Origin of the sequence: Halomonas terrestris (assembly GCF_049166755.1) — a bacterium.
Classification (GTDB): Bacteria; Pseudomonadota; Gammaproteobacteria; order Pseudomonadales; family Halomonadaceae; genus Halomonas.
Map to the genome: position 1 here is coordinate 1 of NZ_JBMHFZ010000008.1, position 17788 is coordinate 17788.

A 17788-nucleotide genomic window follows, 5' to 3' on the forward strand; every position below is an offset into this window, starting at 1 on the left:
CCGTCAGCAGCGGCAGCAGACGCTGCATGACGCGAGAGCGCTCCTCACTGGTGTACCATTCCTTCCAGGCGCGCATGTCGCGCCACTTGGTGATCATCAGGCGTCGATCACTGTGCCCGAGCTCGACGAGGCTCTCGCCACCGACGAAGCCGCGTGCGCCCAGGGAGTGGCGCATGGCCTCGCGTGCGGCCTCCTCGTATTCCTCCTCGAGCCCGGGCATGATACGACGTTCGATAATGATCTTGATCATCTAGTTGCTCCCTACTGAATTTGCCCCCAACGCTGAGGTCATCGATGGTTGATTCCGTGGACTCCCTGCCCGAGGACGCTGCACCCGATCACGACGCAGAACTCGACACCACGGGGCTCTACTGCCCCGAGCCGATCATGCTGATGCACAACAAGGTGCGCGACATGCAGGCGGGTGACGTGCTCAAGGTGATCGCCAGCGATCCGGCGACCACCCGGGACGTGCCCAAGTTCTGCAGCTTCCTGGGGCATGAGCTGATTCATCAGCAGGAACTCGATGGCAGCTATCTCTACTTTATCCGCTTGGGGTAGGCAGCGGCCACCGGCTCAGTCCGGCGGGGGCGCAGGCTCGTCGTCGGGCATCACCATCAGGGCCAGCGCCTCCAGGGTGGTGGGGTCCTCGCGGCGAATGCGGTTGGCGATCTGGCGCTGGAAGAAGTAGACCACCCGATGGCGGCTGTGGCCGGGGTAGAGGCAGGCATCGCCGGGAAGGATGGGCGTCGATTCCACCAGCCGCTCGTCGGCCAGCAGCGCCTCCACCGAGCCATCGTTGTACAGCCGCCAGCCGAACACCTGCTTGAGTTGCCAGGGGGCATCGCCCTCGTCCATGCACAGGGCATGGGTACCCTGGGTCTCGGGGAGCTGCTGGATGAGGGTGGTCTCGCTGGTGTCCTCGTAGTCGAAGTAGGCGGCAGCGTGCTCGAGCTCCAGTACCTTGTGCTCGGGCGCCGCTTCGAACAGTTCTTCGGTCTCCGGGTCGCGATACCCGACGAAACTGCCGTGATCGGGGTCGTCCAGGCGATGGCAGGGGGTCAGGGCCTCCATCCAGGGCACCAGCCCGACCACCTCGCCATCCTCGCGCAGGCCCCAGGCGAGCAGGGGCATGCCGTAGAGGGTGTCGGGGCTCGAGGCGAGCCGATAGACCATCTCCAGGCTATCCAGTTCGGGAGCCAGGCGGATCAGGCGGCGCCTGGCGCGTTGACGCTGGCGCATGACTTCCAGGTCGATGACCCGGGCCGGGCGGGGTGACAGCGGGATACCCATGATGTCCCTCCACGTGCTGCGTGTTCACGGCATCGGCTCGGGGAGTCCGTCGGGCTTGACGCTGATCTGTGGCGAAACCAGGCATGCTCGCTACGAATCGGTCTAGCCCGGCAGGCTCCTGGGCCGGACGGTAGCGCACTGCGTCACTCGTTGCACAACCAATAGCACAGTCCCACTCGCAGGTTAAGCCCTCTGGGGTCAACGACAGCGGCGAGCGAGAGACTCCTGAAGGGACGCATGGCGTTCGCGGGCGGCAGCGAAGGCCTGGAGGGGGGCCTCGGATGCTTCCGGCGAGAGCCAGCGCCGGCGATAGTCGGCCACGGCGTCGGGGCCCTCGACCTGGGCCGCGAACAGCTCGTCGATGGCGGCGAGCCAGCTGCCGGCAGTCTCCTCGAGGCGCGTCAGCCAGTCCTGCAGTCGGGCGTACTCGGGCGACTGGTGCAGCGCCTCGGGAAATCCCGACAGGCGAGAACAGCGCCGCTGCAGGGCGTGCTCGAGCAGCTCGGAGGCCTCCTCCAGGCGCTGTTCGGCCAGCATCAGGGTGCGCAGCAGTTCGGCGGAAAAGGGGCGGGTCTGCAGGGTCTGGAGGTGCCCTTCCAGGGTCGCCGAGTCGGGCTGCCAGTCGGGGTCGAACTGGTGGAGGGTGGCGTCGCGCAGGTAGGCGAGGGCAGCGAGCTGGTCGCCGTGAGGGTGGGTCTCCTCCGGGGAGAGTGGCGAGCTGGCCCGGGAAAAGCTGCCGGCCCATTCGCTGGAGTCAAAAAGGGCGTTCCAGCTGACACGGGGCAACTGCTCGGCCTTGGTCTCGGTGAGGCGTGCCAGTCGCTCCCGGTCGGCGTCGGAGAGGCGTTCGGGGACCTCGCTGTTCCAGCAGGCGTCGAGTCGGCGCCACAGCTCCAGCTCGTAGAGCCAGCGCTGGCTTGCCGGCGCCACCCGGCCCAGCTGGTTGTTGCGTTCCGCCACCAGGTTGGTGATGTGACATTCGCGCAGCGCATAGACGTTGAGCAGGCCATCGCGGGTCTCGGGGATCTCGAGCAGGCGCTCGCGCTTGTCGGGAAAGCTGCCGATATTGTCCGGCCGTTCGGGGGCGGGGGGCTCGAGCCCCAGGCTCTCGGCGAGCCGCTGCTGGTAGTCGGTCAGCAGGGCGTCACTCTCCCCGCTGTCGCCGCACCCGGCCAGCAGGAAGGCCACCAGCGCCAGTGCCAGCCAGTGGCACCGGCGCCGCTCAGTCACGGGGAAGCGCCAGGCGACCATGAGCCACCGCCTTGCCGATTCGCCGCAGGCGCTCGCCCAGCAGCAGGGCAGCCACGGTGAGTCCGGCGATCAGGCCGATCCAGTAGCCGTGCACCTCGAGTGGCCCGGTCCAGCCGAGCAGGCCCCGGGTACCCAGCCAGTGTCCGCCGCCCAGCCCCACCAGCCAGTAGGCCACCAGGGTGATCAGCATGATCACGCGGGTGTCCTTGTAACCGCGCAGGGCCCCGGCGAGGTTCACCTGCAGTGAGTCCGACAGCTGGAAGATCATGGCCAGTATGACCAGCGAGAGGGCGAGTCGTTGCACTGCCACATCATGGGTGTAGAGCGCAATCACCGGTTCGGCGGTGAGCCACAGCAGCAGGCAGTTGAGTCCCGCCACCAGCAGGCAGATGAAGATGCCGTTCCAGGCCACCAGGCGGGCGAACTCGGTCCGGCCCTGGCCCAGGGTGTTGCCCACCCGCACGGTCAGCGCCATGCTCAGCGAGAGCGGCAGCATGAACAGGATCGAGGTGTAGTTCAGGGCCACCTGATGGGCGGCGACCGTCACCTCGCCGAGGCTGGCGATGAACAGGGCGATCAGGGTGAACAGCGTGACCTCGACGAAGATCGCCACGCCGATCGGCACGCCCACGTGGAGCAGTTCGCCGATCAGGCGCCAGCGCGGCGGCGAGGGAGTGTGCCACAGCTCGATGCCGCCGTAGGCTGGGCTCTTCTGGGTGTAGGCGATCATCGCCAGGCCCATCACCCACATGGAGAGCGCCGTGGCAATGCCGCAGCCCAGGGCGCCCAGCGCCGGCAGCGCCTGTACCCAGCCCGGCAGCCAGGAGCCGAACAGCCCGCTGAGGCCGGCCCCGCCGTAGATCAGCACGAAGTTGCTGGGGATGTTCACGCCGAGCCCGAGCAGGCTGATCCACAGCGCCGGCCGGGTATGGTTGACGCCGTCCGAGAAGGCCCGCAGCGCCTGGAACAGCGCCACCCCCGGCATGCCGAAGGCCACCGCCGAGAGGTAGGCGGCGGCACCCCGGGCCACCTCCTCGGGAACGCTCATGAGGCGAAAGATCGGCATCACCGAGAACCACAGCAGCCCTGCGGCGGCGATGCCCAGCGCCAGGGCCACCCACAGCGCCTGGTGGACATGGGGGCGAATGCCGGCGATGCGTTCTCCCCCGAGCAGGTGGGCGACGATCGGCGTCAGCCCCATCAGGGTACCGGTCATGAACAGCATGAGAGGCAGCCACAGGCTGGAACCCACGGACACCGCGGCCAGGTCGGTGGCACTCAGGCGGCCGGTCATCATCACGTCGACGACGCTCATCCCGGCCTGGGCGAGCTGGGCCCCGCAGATGGGCAGGGCCAGGAGGATCAGGGGTCGCGTTTCCTTGCGACTGGCGGCCAGAAGGTCGGAGGCAAACTGGGCCAAGGGAAGTGCTCCGTGCATGAGGCGAGAAACGGCCCCGGTGCCGGTGGACGCGGGGCGAACCGATGAGTCTATCAGCCGCTGCCGATTTTCGCCTCGTCCGGCGTGCCCCTATAATGTCGCGCTTTCAGCCTTTCGATTCCAGCAACAGGGAGCTTGTGTGACCCATCGACTCGAGGATGTCATCGCGCTGTTCGACGGACTCTTTCAGGCCCCCTTCGGCACCCGGCTGGTGCGTGGTGGCGATGAGCCACTCTACCTGCCGGCCGACGACGCCTGTCCCTGGCACCGGGTGATCTTCGCCCGCGGCTTCTATGCCAGTGCGCTCCACGAGATCAGCCACTGGTGCATCGCCGGCGCCCGGCGGCGCGAGCTGGAGGATTATGGCTACTGGTACCTGCCCGACGGTCGCGACGCCGCCGAGCAGCGGAATTTCGAGGCCGTCGAAGTGGCCCCCCAGGCCCTGGAGCTGCTCTTCTCGCGAGCTTGCGGGCTGCGCTTCCATGTCAGCGTCGACAACCTGGGGGGAGAGGTGGAGGTCGATCGTGACGCCTTCCTTGCACGTGTCGAAGCCCGGGCGGCGCGCTACGAGCGAGAGGGGCTGCCGGCCCGGGCCGCGGCCTTTCGGGCGGCCCTGGAGGGCGTCTACCAGCGTGGCCTCGCCCCGGCCCAGGCCGTCGAGGCGGGGCGCCGTCACCTGGAGGCACCGGCACGCTCGCGCGCGTCCCAGGCCTGCTGACCCAGCGTCAGCAGCGTCGCCAGTGCCGGCGTGGCGCCGCGGGCCGGGTAGGCCACGCCGATGGTCTGATGGACGTCCAGGCCCGCCAGGGGGCGGCACTGGACATCGTGACGGGAAAGGATCTCCGGCCAGGCCGGTACCAGGGAGGCCCCGACGCCGGCGGCCACCAGCCCCAGGGTGTACTCGATGGTACGCAGGCGAGCCCTGACCTGGCAGCGCACCCCGGCCTGGTTGAGGGCATCGGCCAGCTGCTCCATGGCGGCACAGGGGTGGCGCCAGATGAAGGGCAGCTCCTCCAGATCCTCCAGCGCGACCCGGCCCTTCAGCAGCAGCGGGTGCCCGCCGGGCAGCGCCAGTCGATAGCTGTCGTGCCAGATCGGCTGGAAGGCCTCCTGGGGGGCGAGGTCCTGCTCGCCGATGATGCGGGCATCGCAGGGCTCCTCCGGGTTGACCAGGGTCAGCGCCAGGTTGTCGCCCTGGCCGATGTACTCCTTGAGCAGTGTTGTCATGCGGCTGGCCCCCAGCGAGCGCATCAGGCCCAGGCGCACCGGCGTGGGCGGAGAGGGGCGGCGAAACAGCCGCGTGATGGCCTGCAGGTCCTCGCTGACTCGCTGGGCCAGCGGATAGAGCCGCCGACCCTCCTCGGTAGGCGTGATCCCGCGGCGGTGGCGTTCGAAGAGTGTCGTGCCGAGCCGCTCCTCGAGCTGGCTCAAGGCCGCCGAGATCGAGGGCTGGGCCACGTGGCAGCGCCGGGCGGCGGCACTGATCGAGCCGCCCTCGAAGGCGGCGATGAAGTAGCGCAGGCTGCGCACATCCATAGATGTATCCTGTAGCTGGTGCAGGATATCGATATTATTCCTTTGCCAGGGCGTCGCGCTAGGCTGTAGGCAGTACACCATGCCTACTGGAGCCCGCCCCCATGACGCACGACAGCCCGCCCCGGGACAGCCTGGCCCAGGAGAGCCGCTTCTACGCCGCCCTGGGTGACGATGACTGGCCGACCCCCGGGCATGCATGGCGCCTGGAAGATGTCGGCCTGAGTGCCGCCGGCCTGGCCGAGCTGTTCGAGTCACAGCTCATGAGCCGCCATCTGGACCTTCACGCCCGACGGCTGCAGGCCCGGGGCGAGGCCTTCTACACCATCGGCAGCGCCGGCCACGAGGGCAATGCCGCCATCGCCGGGGCCTTCCGCACCACCGATCCCGCCTTCCTGCACTATCGCGATGCCGCCTTCCTGATCCAGCGCAGCCGCGCCGTGCCGGGGCAGACACCGCTGTGGGACCTGCTGCTGAGCTTCGCCGCCTCGGCCGACGACCCGGTTTCCGGCGGGCGACACAAGGTGCTGGGCTCGAAGGCGCTCAGCGTGCCGCCCCAGACCAGCACCATCGCCTCGCACCTGCCCAAGGCGGTGGGCGCCGCCTACGGCCTCGGCCTGTGGCGGCGGCTGGGCGGGGGCGGCGAGTGGCCGGCCGACAGCGTGGTGCTGTGCAGCTTCGGTGACGCCTCCTTCAACCACTCCACCGCCCAGGGCGCGCTCAATGCCGCCGCCTGGGCGGCCTACCAGGGCGCGCCCATGCCGCTGGTGATGGTCTGCGAGGACAACGGCATCGGTATCTCGACCCCCACGCCCGAGGGCTGGATCGAGGCCGGCATGCGCGCTCGTCCCGGCTTCCACTACCTGAGCTGCGACGGCCTCGACCTGCTCGATACCTGGCACGTGGCCCGCGAGGCGGAGCGCATCGCCCGGATCCGCAAGCAACCGGTGTTCCTGCACATGCGCTGCGTGCGACTGTTCGGCCATGCCGGTTCGGATGCCCAGCAGGCCTACATGACACCCCAGCGGATCAAGGCCGACGAGGCGCGTGACCCGCTGCTGGTCAGTGCCGGCCTGCTGCGCCGACACGGCGTGCTCGACAACGACGCCATCGCCGCCCTCTACCGCTCGGTGGGCGAGCGCGTGGCCCAGGTGGCCGAGGAGGCGATCCGCCGCCCCAGGCTGGAAACCGCCGAACAGGTCATGGCCAGCATCGTGCCGCCGGCCCGGCCCGGCCGACGGCGCCCCTGGCAGGGCGAGGTCGACGCCGCACCCGCGCCCATGGCCAGGCTGCTCAACCAGGCACTGCAGCGGCTGATGGCCAGCTACCCGCACCTGGTGATGGCCGGCGAGGACATCGGCCGCAAGGGGGGTGTCTATGGCGTCACCCAGCGGCTGCAGGCGCAGTTCGGTCCCCATCGCGTGATCGATACCCTGCTCGACGAACAGAGTATCCTGGGGCTCGGCATCGGCCTGGGCCACAACGGCCTGGTGCCGATCCTCGAGATCCAGTTCCTCGCCTACCTGCACAACGCCGAGGACCAGTTGCGGGGGGAAGCCGCCACCCTGAGTTTCTTCTCCAATGGCCAGTACACCAATCCCATGGTGGTGCGCATCGCCGGGCTGGGTTACCAGAAGGGCTTCGGCGGCCACTTCCACAACGACAATGCCATCGCCGTGCTGCGCGACATTCCCGGCCTGCTGGTGGCGTGCCCGTCCAATGGCGCAGACGCCGTGGGGCTCCTGCAGGAGGCGGTGCGACTCGCCGACGAGGAGCAGCGTGTCGTGGTGATGCTCGAACCCATCGCCCTCTACCACAGCCGCGACCTGCTGGAGGAGGGTGACCTGGGGTGGTGTTTCAGCGACCCGGGGCCGGACCACCGCCTGCCGGTGGGCGAGCCCGGCCAGTGGGGGGAAGGGCGCGAACTGGCCATCGTGACCTACGGCAACGGTGTCTATCTCTCCCGCCAGGCCGCCGCACGCCTGGAGTCGGAAGGAATCGCGCTGCGCATCCTCGACCTGCGCTGGCTCACCGCCATCGACCACGACGCGGTGCATCGCCGGGTGGCCGGCTGTGCCCAGGTGCTGGTGGTGGACGAGTGCCGGCGTTCCGGCTCGATCAGCGAGGAGCTGATCGCCGCCCTGGTCGAGCGCGGCGTCGAGAGCCACCGCCTGCATCGCCTGACCGCCGAGGACAGCTTCATCCCCCTGGGCCGGGCTGCCACCGCGACCCTGCCGTCGAGCGAGGCGATCATCGACCGCGTGCGACGCCTGGTGACGCCGGGCGACAAGGACGAGACGGCCGCCATCGCGGCGGCCCGGGGAACGCTGGCAGGGAGTGACGAGTGATGAGCGGAAGACGTGAGCGGTTGCTCGTGGTCTGCCCGGGACGCGGCACCTACCACCAGACCGAATGGGGAAGCCTGCTCCGGCATGCCGCCGGCAGCGACTGGCTGGTGCGCTTCGACACCCTGCGGCGCGAGGCGGGGCTGCCGACACTGAGCGAGCTGGATGGCGAGATTCCCTTTCGCCAGAGCCTGCACGGGCGCGGGGAGCACGCCGCCCCGCTGATCCACGCCTGCGCCCTGGCCGACCTGCTGGCCATCGACCCGGAGCGCCATGAAATTGTCGCGGTCACCGGCAACTCCATGGGCTGGTACATCGCCCTGGGGGCGGGGGGCGCCCTGGCGCACGAGGAGGCCTTCACCCTGATCGGTGGCATGGGGCAGATGATGCAGGAGGCCCTGGTCGGCGGCCAGCTGCTCTACCCCTGGGTGGACGAGCAGTGGCGGCCGCAGTGGGCGCTGCGCCGTGAGCTGCTGGCAATGATCGAACGGCTGCACGGCGAGGAGGGGCGCGCCCTCTACCTGTCGATCGACCTGGGCGGCATGCTGGTGTTCGGTGGCAACGAGGCGGGGCTGGCCGCGCTGGCCGAGGCGCTGCCGCCGCGCGAGCGCTTCCCGATGCGGCTGCACCAGCATGCCGCCTTCCATACGCCGTTGCAGCAGGGCGTGAGGGACCTCGCCCGCCGGCGATTCGCCGAGCTCTCCTTCCGGGCACCGCGGGTGCCGCTGATCGACGGTCGCGGCCATGTCTGGACGCCCTGGAGCAGCGACCCCCCGGCACTCTGGGACTACACCCTCGGCGAGCAGCTGGTGGCGCCCTACGATTTCACCGCGGCCCTGCGTGTCGGGGTGCGCGAGTTCGCCCCGGACCGCATCCTGATCCCCGGCCCCGGTGCCACCCTGGGGGGCGCCACGGGGCAGGCGCTGATCCAGCTCGGCTGGCGGGGGCTGGAGAGCAAGGCGGACTTCCAGGCCCGCCAGGAGGAGGACCCGCCGCTGATCTGCATGGGCCTCGAGGCGCAGCGGGAAAGGGTCGTCGCCTAGCCGTTCGGGTCATCCGGGGCGAGCCGCTGGTGCAGGTGCAGCATCACCTCGACCTCGTGCTCCGGCCGCAGCGGCTCGAGCCCCATCTCGCCGAACAGCTCGCCCCGGGCCCTGGCCCAGGCGCCGGGGTCCAGGGCCGCATAGAGGGTCTCCGCCGGGGCCAGTTCGACGAAGGGGTCGAGGCCGTAGGTGTCGAAGAGCCGCGAGAGGGCGGCCTCGTCGTCACCGACACCGGCGGTGTAGAGCGTCTCGCTGAAGTGGTCGTTCTCCAGCTCGCGGATCACGTCCAGGGGACTCACGCCGATGCTGTTGAGCTCCTCGAGGCTGTAGTCGCCCAGCGAGATCAGTTCGTCGTCCAGCCAGTCGTCGTCCGGCTGGATCAGGGTGTGCTTGATGCGTCCATCGCGCAGCGTCCAGGCGATCGCCAGCGGCAGGCCGCCATCGTCGCCGGTCTCCACGGCGATGAAGCCGGGAACCTCATCCATGTCATTGCTCCTCGGGTTGAGCGTCATGTTGCGTCCGGTCGGCCGGCAGGCGGAAGAAGGCCCGGGCGGTGGCAGTGGTGGCCTGGGCCAGCTTGCGCTCCTCGATGCCCCGCCAGCGCGCGATCTCCCGCACGATCCACGGCAGCAGGGCCGGCTCGTGACGTCTGCCCTTGAGTTTGGCAGGTAAATTGCGCGGCAGCAGGTAGGGGCAGTCGGTTTCCACCATCAGCCGGTCCAGGGGGATCTCGCCGACAAGCTCGCGCAGGTGGTGGCCGCGTCGCTCGTCGCAGAGCCAGCCGGTCAGCCCGATGTGCAGGTCGAGATCGAGGTAGCCGTAGAGGGTGTCGCGATCCGCCGTGAAGCAGTGCACCACGGCATCGGAAAGGTCGTCGCGCCAGGCGTGCAGCATCTCGCGCATGCGCCGTCCGGCATCCCGCTCGTGCAGGAAGAGCGGCTTGCCGCTCTCCACCGCCTGGCCGAGCTGGGCCTCGAAGGCGTGCTCCTGCTCGGCGGGCGTCGAGAAGTTGCGGTTGAAGTCCAGGCCGCACTCGCCCACCGCCACCACCTCGGGCTGGCGATGCAGTTCCCCCATGGCCCGCTCCAGGGCGCCGTCCCAGTGACTGGCGTCGTGGGGGTGCACCCCCGCCGTGGCGTACAGCCCGGGAAAGCGGCGGGCGAGCGCCACGGCCTGCTCGGCATGCCCCCGGTCGGTACCGGTGAGGATCAGGGTGGTGACGTTCGCCGCTCGGGCGCGTCCCAGAACCGCCTCGAGATCCCGGGTGAAGCTGTCGTGGGTCAGGTTGGCGCCGATGTCCACCAGCGGCGCGGGGGAGCATAGCCGCAGCGCCTCGGGCAGGAAATCGTCGAAGGTCTCGGTCGGATCCACCAGGACGGAACTCCTCTGATCTTGAAAGCGGGGGATCGGGTGGCGCCGCATTGTACTCGGGATCGGGCCCGGGGACACGCGAGCGGGACCACGGCGAGCCGGCCATGCGTTACACTAGCCGCCTTCGGTATTCGATGAGGTGAGCGTGTGACCCTGCTACGTCTGGAACAGCTGCAACTGGCCTATGGTACCCATGCCCTGCTCGACGGCGCCGACCTGGTGCTGGAGAAGGGCGAGCGCCTGGCGCTGGTGGGGCGCAACGGCACCGGCAAGTCGACCCTGCTCAAGCTGGTGGCCGGCGAGATCCTTCCCGACGGCGGCAGCATCTGGCGTGCCCCGGGGCTGAAGATCGGCGTGCTCGCCCAGGACCTGCCCGAGGCGAGCGGCCAGACCATCTTCGACGTGGTCGCCGAGGGGCTGCCCGAGGCCGGCCAGCTGCTCTCCGAGTACCACCACCTGATTCACGACGCCGATCCCGACATGCGCCGCATGGAGCAGCTGCAGACCCGGCTCGAGGCGATCGACGGCTGGACCTTCCACCAGCGCATCGACGTGGTGCTGACCCGGCTGGGCCTGCCGGCCGACGCCGAGATGGCCGCCCTTTCCGGGGGCTGGCGCCGCCGGGTGGCGCTGGCCCGGGCACTGGTCGCCGAGCCCGACCTGCTGCTGCTCGACGAGCCGACCAACCATCTGGATCTCGATACCATCGCCTGGCTGGAGGAGCAGCTCGCCGCCTTCAATGGCGCCGTGCTGTTCATCACCCACGACCGGACCTTCCTGTCGAAGCTGGCCACGGCGATCCTCGAGCTCGACCGCGGTCGCCTGGGACGCTACCCCGGCGACTATGCCGAGTACCAGGCGCGCAAGGCCCATGAGCTCGAGGTCGAGGCCCGCGAGAACGCCGTGTTCGACAAGAAGCTGGCCCAGGAGGAGGCCTGGATCCGCCAGGGTATCAAGGCCCGGCGCACGCGCAACGAGGGGCGCGTACGGGCGCTGGAGCAGCTGCGTCGCGAGCGCAGCGAGCGTCGCGAACGCCAGGGTCGCGCGAACCTCTCGGTCGACAGCGGCGAGCGCACCGGCAAGCGGGTGGTCGAGCTGAAGGGGGTTTCCCAGCATTTCGGCGACGAGGTGGTGATCCGCGACCTCAGCCTGGAGATCCAGCGCGGCGACCGCATCGGCTTCATCGGCCGCAACGGGGCCGGCAAGACCACCCTGCTGAAGATTCTGCTCGGCGAGCTCGAGCCCAGTGAGGGCACGGTGCGTCTCGGCACCAACCTGAAGGTGGCCTACTTCGACCAGCTGCGTGCCGGGCTCGAACCCGAGAAGAGCGTCTACGACAACGTGGCCCAGGGCAGCGACCGGGTCACCGTGGGGGGGCGCGACCGCCATGTGATGAGCTACCTGCAGGACTTCCTGTTCACCCCGGAGCGTGCTCGTCAGCCGGCCAAGGCGCTCTCCGGGGGCGAATCGAATCGCCTGCTGCTGGCGCGGCTCTTCACCCAGCCGGCCAACGTGCTGGTGCTCGACGAGCCGACCAACGACCTCGACGTCGAGACCCTGGAGCTGCTCGAGGAGCTGCTGCTCGACTTCGACGGCACCCTGCTGCTGGTCTCCCACGACCGGGCCTTCATGGACAACGTGGTGACCAGTGTGCTGGCCTTCGAGGGCGAGGGGAGGGTGCGCGAGTACGTGGGCGGCTACAGCGACTGGGTGCGCCAGGGTGGCAAGCTGCCCCCGGCCCCCTGGGAGGGCGCGGCACGCCAGGGGGCAGAGCCGGCCCAGACCACCGAGGAGATGGCCGAGCAGTCGCCGCCGACCTCGAAGGCGACGGCGGCGAAGGAGCCCTCAGCGGGGGGAGGGAAAAAGCCCGCCAAGCTCTCCTACAAGCTGCAACGCGAGCTCGATGGCCTGCCGGCCGAGATCGAACGGCTCGAGGCCGAGGTGGCCGAATTCGAAGCGAAGGTGGGCGATCCGGCCTTCTACCAGCAGGATGCCGACAGCGTCACCGCGACCCTGCAGGCCCTGAGTGACCGGCAGGCCGAGCTGGACGCCGCCATGGAGCGGTGGATGGAGCTGGAGGCGATGGCGGCGGGGGGGTGATAAGGCAAATTGTAATAAAGGCTAGGGAGCGCTGATTGGCGTCGCGAGCGAAGAGAGGCTGGTCGCCGCCGGAGCGGAGCTGCCGGAGTGTAGTCTGCTACATGAGGAGAGCGACGGTCCGACGCATCGGCACCGCCGGCGGCCAGGATGGCTAGGTTCGTTCCCCACGAACCAACGCACTTCCCACATCCATGTGGGTCGTCGAGCGCAGCAGCCAATCAGTGCTTCCGTTATTCGGCGCTCTCCTCCCCTTTCTTCCCCACGCGCACGGCGAGCACGTCGCACTGGGCGCCGTGCAGCACGCCGGTGGAGGTGGAGCCGAGCAGAAGGGCGAAGCCGTGGCGACCATGGGAGCCGACCACGATCAGGTCGACGCCCTGTTCCTCGGCGAAGCGATGGATCTCGGTATCCGGCATGCCCACCAGCACGTGCTGGTCCTCCTTGGCCACGTGGGGGTCGGCGATCTCGGCCAGTCGCTGCTTGGCATGCTCGTCGAGCTGGTCCTGGATGCTGGTGAGGTCCATGGGGATGTCACCGCCATAGGCGAAGCCCAGCGGCTCCAGGGTGTGCATGATCGACAGCTTGGCCTGGTTGCGCTCGGCGATCTGTACCGCGCGCTCCAGCACCTTGTGGGAGTCCTTGGTCAGGTCGACGGCGACCAGGACGTGACGATACTCGTTGCTCATGGTAGGGCTCCTGGGTGGGTATCGAGAGGTATCAGGATGCCTCCACTCTAGGACGACTGACGAAGCAAGACAACGACTTGCATCAAGATTCACGCATCAAGCCATTCGGGAGAGAGCATGGCCTGGTTGATCATACTGTTCGTTCTGATGCTGGTGATCTCGCCGGTGATGTGGCTCAGGCCGAGTCCACGCCAGCAGCGGGTCGCCCGCCTGCGCAACGAGGCCATGAAGACCGGCCTCTCGGTCAAGCTGGAGATCCCCCCGCTGCATGGCGTCAAGACGGCGATGCCGGCCTACCGCTGGCACTATCCGCAGGAGCGGCCGGGGCCGGACTTCGTGCTGGTGCGCGACAGCCAGGCCGCCGACTCGCTGAAACCCCTGGCCCACGGCTGGCGCTGGCGTCGGGAACCGCTGAGGCCGTTGCCCGAGGCGCTGGAGGAGCGCTTCAAGGGCCTGCTTTCGCGGCTGCCCCAGGATGCCCTGGTGATCGAGTCGAATCGTCACGCCCTGACCCTGTGGTGGTGGGAGTCCCAGGACTTTCCCCGTTTCGCCACCTACCTGGGGGACTTCACCGCGCTGCGCGACGGCCTGGCCGGACGTCCCGATGTCCCCGAGGCGCCCGGGGTCCTCGGCAGCCGGCGCGAGTGACGGAAGGTCAGTCGTCCGATTCGCGGGCCTGGATGGCCAGGCCATTGCTCTCGATACGCGACAGCAGGTCGGCGAGGTGCTCGACGTCCTCGTCGCTGAGCCCGGCGAGCATCTCGGCACGGGCCTGGGTCACCACCGCATCGATGCGCTCGAGCAGCGGCGTGGCGTCGGGGGTGAGATAGACGCGCTTGGTGCGGCGGTCCTGGTCGCAGGGCTGACGCGCGATCAGTCCCTGCTCGGCAAGCTGGTCCAGGGTGCGCACCAGGGAAGGGGCCTCGACCCCGATGGCACGGGCCAGGTCGCACTGGGGCTGGCCATCGCCGAGTCGCCACAGCGTGTAGAGGGTGACCCAGCGGGTCTGGGTCAGTCCCAGGGGCGCCAGGCGGTGATCGATGACGGCACGCCACAGGCGCGGCACTCGGGTCAGCTGCAAGCCGATGTTCTGATGCATGGGACTCTGGGTGTCGGTTGACTTCGCTGGATTGTCCGTAGACCCAGCGTGTAATGCAAGCACGCTTACCGTTCGCCGGTGGCCGGGGCGTCCTCCGGATCCGCCTGCCCCTGGTCCGGAATCAGCCGCTGCCAGTCGAGCCCGGGCAGCCCGGGCGGCGACTGGATTCGCCCATCGGCCAGGGTCCCGTTCTCCTCGCCCACCGTGAAGCGCAGCACGCCGATGCGCTGGCCGCTGTCGGTCATCACGTCGATGCGCCAGCGTCCCTCCACGCGTTCAGGGAAGTTCTGCTTGTGACTCCAGGCCCGGTAGCCCTGGTCCCGTCCACCCTCGATCACCAGTGGAATGCGGTCGATCGCCTCGCCCTCGTGTCGCCAGACGTGGAAGATCTCTTCGCGCAGCCCGCGCGGTGCGCGGATCGCGGTATAGGCATAGAGGCCGGAAGCCTGTAGCGATCCGGGCGTCAGGCGCAGGGTGTCGCGGGGCTCGCGGTCCTCGGCATCGAAGCCGGGGGAGAGCGCCGTGGCGGTGATCCACAGGTTGGCGGGTGGCACCCAGACTCGGCCGACCCAGGCCAGCGCGGCGAGCATGCCCACGAGGGCCATCAGTGCCAGCCAGCCACGCAGCCGACGCGGACGGATCAGGTGCAGCAGGCTCGGCAGGCTGAAGAGCACCATGGCGGCCAGGGCCAGCTTGAGGCTCTGGCCGGTGGTCAGGTGCAGCAGGAGCGGCAGGGTCACCAGCACCACCAGGAAGACACACTGGGCATGGAAGGCGAAGTAGAGCCAGCGTTGTCGATCGGCCAGCCTGTAGTAGAGGGGGTCGAGGATCGAGAACACCGCCATGGCCAGCAGCAGAAGCGTGAACAGCGCCTGGCCGCTGGCCCAGGCGGTAGTGGCGAGCAGGAACGGCAGACAGAAGAACAGTGTCTCCTGATGGATCATCTGGGCGAAGAAGGTGGTGACCCCCGAGGACAGGGTCGGGTAGCCCCGGCGAGCCAAGAAACGCCGGATCAGGCTCTCGGAGAGCAGCAGCAGCCAGGCCAGCAGCATTCCCAGGGCGAGCAGCGCTCCCAGCCACTGCTGGCGGTCGACCAGGAAGAAGCTGCCGAGCCCGGCGGCGAAGGCGATCGGTGGCCATAGCCAGCTCCAGGGGCGGACACGCTCGATCAGCCGTTCGAAGCGCTCCTGCATCCGCTGAAGCCGTGGTGAGCCGGGTGCTGGGGAGGAGCCGGAGGAAGCCGTCATGGAGATGTCGATTACCCTGATCAGGACCAGACTGGATACTACCAGCCGGGACCGGAGGATGGGGGCTTGCCGTGGCGTCGCGGGTGGGCGTGCCGGCCAGCGGAGTGCGATCGGGGGGGTTGACGTCTCCGCTGGAGTGGACCAAGCTGTCGGCATTCAAACGGCCGTATGAAATCGTGGAGATTCGCGGATGATCTATCAAGGCAAGGCCATCACGGTGGCACGCAGCGGCGATGACATCGCCACGCTCACCTTCGACCTGAAGGACGAGTCCATCAACAAGCTCTCCAGCGCGGTGGTCGCCGAGCTCGAGGAGGCCGTCAGGGCCCTCCAGGCCGAAAGTGGCCTGGCGGGGCTGCTGATCGGCAGCGCCAAGGAGGCGTTCATCGTCGGTGCCGACATCACCGAGTTCCATGGCGTCTTCGACAAGGGCCAGGAGTACCTGGTCGAGATGAATCTCAGGGTCCACGACATCTTCAATGCCATCGAGGACCTGCCGTTCCCCACCGTCACCGCCATCAACGGCCTGGCCCTGGGCGGGGGCTGCGAGATCACCCTGACCACTGACTTTCGCGTCATGGCCGATTCCGCGAAGATCGGCCTGCCCGAGACCAAGCTGGGCATCCTGCCGGGCTGGGGCGGCTGCGTGCGCCTGCCGCGGCTGATCGGCGCCGACAACGCCATCGAGTGGATCGCCGGCGGCACCGAGAACAAGGCCGAGGCGGCCCTGAAGATGGGTGCCGTGGACGCCGTGGTGCCCGCCGAGCAGCTCGAGGCCGCGGCGCTGGACATCCTGGCCCGCGCCAATGCCGGTGAACTCGACTATCGGGCCCGCCGCGAGGAGAAGACCGGCCCGCTGAAGCTGGGTCCCATCGAGCAGATGATGGCCTTCGAGACGGCCAAGGGGTATGTCGCCGGCAAGGCCGGCCCGCACTACCCGGCGCCGGTGGAAGCGATCAAGGTGATCCAGAAGGGGGCCGGCGAGGAGCGTGGCCGCGCCCAGGCCATCGAGGCCAAGGCCTTTGCCAAGCTGGCGCTCTCCGACGTGGCCTTCAACCTGGTGGGGCTCTTCCTCAACGACCAGGTGGTCAAGAAGAAGGGCAGCCAGTACGAGAAGCAGGCCCGGCCGGTCAAGCAGGCCGCGGTGCTCGGCGCCGGGATCATGGGCGGCGGGATCGCCTACCAGAGCGCCTCCAAGGGCACCCCGATCCTGATGAAGGACATCAAGGACGACGCCATCGAGCTGGGACTCAAGGAGGCCCGCAAGCTGTTCGCCAAGCAGGTGGAGCGCAACAAGCTGACCACCGGGGAGATGGCCGAGAAGCTGAGCAACATTCGCCCGACCCTCTCCTACGGCGACTTCGGCCACGTCGACCTGGTGGTCGAGGCGGTGGTCGAGAACCCCAAGGTGAAAGACGCGGTGCTCACCGAGGTGGAAGGCCTGGTGGGGGAGGAGACCATCCTGGCCTCCAACACCTCGACGATCTCCATCACGCGCCTGGCCAAGAACCTCAAGCGCCCCGAGAACTTCTGCGGCATGCACTTCTTCAACCCGGTCCACCGCATGCCGCTGGTGGAGGTGATCCGCGGCGAGAAGACCTCTGACGCCGCGGTGGCCGCCACCGTGGCCTACGCCCGCGCCATGGGCAAGACCCCCATCGTGGTCAACGACTGCCCGGGCTTCCTGGTCAATCGCGTGCTCTTCCCCTACTTCGGCGGCTTCAGCCAGCTGATGGTGCAGGGCGCCGATTTCCAGCGGGTCGACAAGGTCATGGAGAAGTTCGGCTGGCCCATGGGCCCCGCCTACCTGCTCGACGTGGTGGGCATGGATACCGCGGTGCATGCCGGCGAGGTGATGGCCGAGGGCTTCCCGGAGCGCATGGGCAGCCTGGGCGGTGACGGCGAGCAGAAGAGCGCCATCCAGGCGATGTTCGAGAACGACCGCCTGGGCCAGAAGAACGCCAGGGGCTTCTACGCCTACGAGGAGGACCGCAAGGGCAAGCCGAAGAAGGTTCGTGACGAGGCCGCCATCGAGCTGGTCAAGGGCGTGGCCAGGGAGAGCCGCGAGTTCTCCGACGAGGAGATCATCAGCCGCATGATGGTGCCGCTCTGCCTGGAGACCGTGCGCTGCCTGGAAGATGACATCGTCGGCAGCCCGGCCGAGGCGGACATGGCGCTGATCTACGGCATCGGCTTCCCGCCGTTCCGCGGCGGCGCGCTGCGCTACATCGACGCCATGGGCGTGGACGCCTTCGTCAAGCTGGCCGACGGCCTGGCCGAGGAGCTGGGGCCGCTCTACGCCCCCACCGAGAAGCTGCGCGCCATGGCCGCCGCCGGCGAGACCTTTTACGGCGCCCCGGCCCAGGCCTGAGTCACCCACCA

Annotated in this window: 17 protein-coding genes; 7 read left to right on the forward strand and 10 right to left on the reverse strand. The window is 68.8% G+C overall.

The window, feature by feature from the left end; all coding sequences use genetic code 11:
- The coding region (locus ACOMD9_RS09535) for an antibiotic biosynthesis monooxygenase family protein (RefSeq protein ID WP_421414137.1) at positions 1-250 on the reverse strand (250 nt) is incomplete at its 3' end.
- A 44-nt stretch (positions 251-294) separates the two neighbouring features.
- On the opposite strand from ACOMD9_RS09535, the gene tusA reads away from it, so the two are divergent.
- On the forward strand, positions 295-561 hold the full coding sequence (tusA, locus tag ACOMD9_RS09540) for a sulfurtransferase TusA (protein ID WP_421414139.1): 267 nt from the start codon (positions 295-297) through the stop codon (positions 559-561).
- Between the two features lie 15 nt (positions 562-576).
- On the opposite strand, the gene ACOMD9_RS09545 is transcribed toward tusA, so the two are convergent.
- The 3 genes from ACOMD9_RS09545 to ACOMD9_RS09555 form a co-directional block, all read right to left on the reverse strand.
- Positions 577-1293, reverse strand: a complete 717-nt coding sequence (locus ACOMD9_RS09545) for a hypothetical protein (protein WP_421414141.1) — start codon at positions 1291-1293, stop codon at positions 577-579.
- Between the two features lie 198 nt (positions 1294-1491).
- Positions 1492-2523, reverse strand: a complete 1032-nt coding sequence (locus ACOMD9_RS09550) for a DUF3080 family protein (protein WP_421414142.1) — start codon at positions 2521-2523, stop codon at positions 1492-1494.
- Positions 2516-3964: an MATE family efflux transporter gene (locus tag ACOMD9_RS09555; RefSeq protein ID WP_421414144.1), complete on the reverse strand. Its 1449-nt coding sequence runs from the start codon at positions 3962-3964 to the stop codon at positions 2516-2518. Before ACOMD9_RS09555 ends, ACOMD9_RS09550 begins: the two co-directional genes overlap by 8 nt.
- A gap of 157 nt (positions 3965-4121) precedes the next feature.
- Here ACOMD9_RS09555 and ACOMD9_RS09560 point away from each other — a divergent pair, with 157 nt between their 5' ends.
- Complete coding sequence (locus ACOMD9_RS09560) at positions 4122-4700, forward strand: elongation factor P hydroxylase (protein WP_421414145.1); 579 nt, start codon at positions 4122-4124, stop codon at positions 4698-4700.
- Here the strand turns inward: ACOMD9_RS09560 and ACOMD9_RS09565 are convergent.
- Positions 4655-5518 carry a LysR family transcriptional regulator gene (locus ACOMD9_RS09565; protein ID WP_421414148.1) on the reverse strand — a complete coding sequence of 288 codons (864 nt, stop codon included), beginning with the start codon at positions 5516-5518 and terminating at the stop codon, positions 4655-4657. The genes ACOMD9_RS09560 and ACOMD9_RS09565 overlap by 46 nt on opposite strands.
- Positions 5519-5619: 101 nt before the next feature.
- Here ACOMD9_RS09565 and ACOMD9_RS09570 point away from each other — a divergent pair, with 101 nt between their 5' ends.
- Together ACOMD9_RS09570 and ACOMD9_RS09575 are read left to right on the forward strand one after the other, a co-directional pair.
- Complete coding sequence (locus tag ACOMD9_RS09570) at positions 5620-7863, forward strand: thiamine pyrophosphate-dependent enzyme (RefSeq protein WP_421414150.1); 2244 nt, start codon at positions 5620-5622, stop codon at positions 7861-7863.
- A complete protein-coding gene (locus ACOMD9_RS09575; protein ID WP_421414152.1) occupies positions 7863-8903 on the forward strand; it encodes an ACP S-malonyltransferase in 1041 nt (346 codons plus the stop codon). The genes ACOMD9_RS09570 and ACOMD9_RS09575 overlap by 1 nt, the downstream gene beginning before the upstream one ends.
- Here ACOMD9_RS09575 and ACOMD9_RS09580 read toward each other — a convergent pair.
- Together ACOMD9_RS09580 and ACOMD9_RS09585 are read right to left on the reverse strand one after the other, a co-directional pair.
- Entirely contained in the window at positions 8900-9388 is a 489-nt protein-coding gene (locus ACOMD9_RS09580) for a hypothetical protein (protein ID WP_421414153.1), read from the reverse strand. The two genes, ACOMD9_RS09575 and ACOMD9_RS09580, sit on opposite strands and share 4 nt — an antisense overlap.
- A 1-nt stretch (position 9389) precedes the next feature.
- Positions 9390-10274 (reverse strand): TatD family hydrolase, encoded by an 885-nt coding sequence (locus ACOMD9_RS09585; RefSeq protein ID WP_421414155.1) that lies wholly within the window; start codon positions 10272-10274, stop codon positions 9390-9392.
- 147 nt (positions 10275-10421) lie between these two features.
- Here ACOMD9_RS09585 and ACOMD9_RS09590 point away from each other — a divergent pair, with 147 nt between their 5' ends.
- Entirely contained in the window at positions 10422-12374 is a 1953-nt protein-coding gene (locus ACOMD9_RS09590; RefSeq protein ID WP_421414157.1) for an ATP-binding cassette domain-containing protein, read from the forward strand.
- A gap of 230 nt (positions 12375-12604) precedes the next feature.
- On the opposite strand, the gene ACOMD9_RS09595 is transcribed toward ACOMD9_RS09590, so the two are convergent.
- Entirely contained in the window at positions 12605-13060 is a 456-nt protein-coding gene (locus ACOMD9_RS09595; RefSeq protein ID WP_421414160.1) for a universal stress protein, read from the reverse strand.
- 117 nt (positions 13061-13177) lie between these two features.
- On the opposite strand from ACOMD9_RS09595, the gene ACOMD9_RS09600 reads away from it, so the two are divergent.
- Positions 13178-13708 (forward strand): preprotein translocase subunit YajC, encoded by a 531-nt coding sequence (locus ACOMD9_RS09600; RefSeq protein ID WP_421414162.1) that lies wholly within the window; start codon positions 13178-13180, stop codon positions 13706-13708.
- 7 nt (positions 13709-13715) lie between these two features.
- Here the strand turns inward: ACOMD9_RS09600 and slyA are convergent, their stop codons facing one another.
- Positions 13716-14159 (reverse strand): transcriptional regulator SlyA, encoded by a 444-nt coding sequence (gene slyA, locus ACOMD9_RS09605; RefSeq protein WP_421414165.1) that lies wholly within the window; start codon positions 14157-14159, stop codon positions 13716-13718.
- A 65-nt stretch (positions 14160-14224) separates the two neighbouring features.
- Positions 14225-15406, reverse strand: coding sequence for a DUF5924 family protein (locus ACOMD9_RS09610; RefSeq protein WP_421414167.1), 1182 nt, complete (start codon positions 15404-15406; stop codon positions 14225-14227).
- Positions 15407-15596: 190 nt separating this feature from the next.
- Between ACOMD9_RS09610 and fadB the strand changes: the two genes are divergently transcribed.
- Entirely contained in the window at positions 15597-17777 is a 2181-nt protein-coding gene (gene fadB, locus ACOMD9_RS09615) for a fatty acid oxidation complex subunit alpha FadB (protein ID WP_421414168.1), read from the forward strand.
- The last annotated feature ends 11 nt before the right edge of the window (positions 17778-17788 follow it).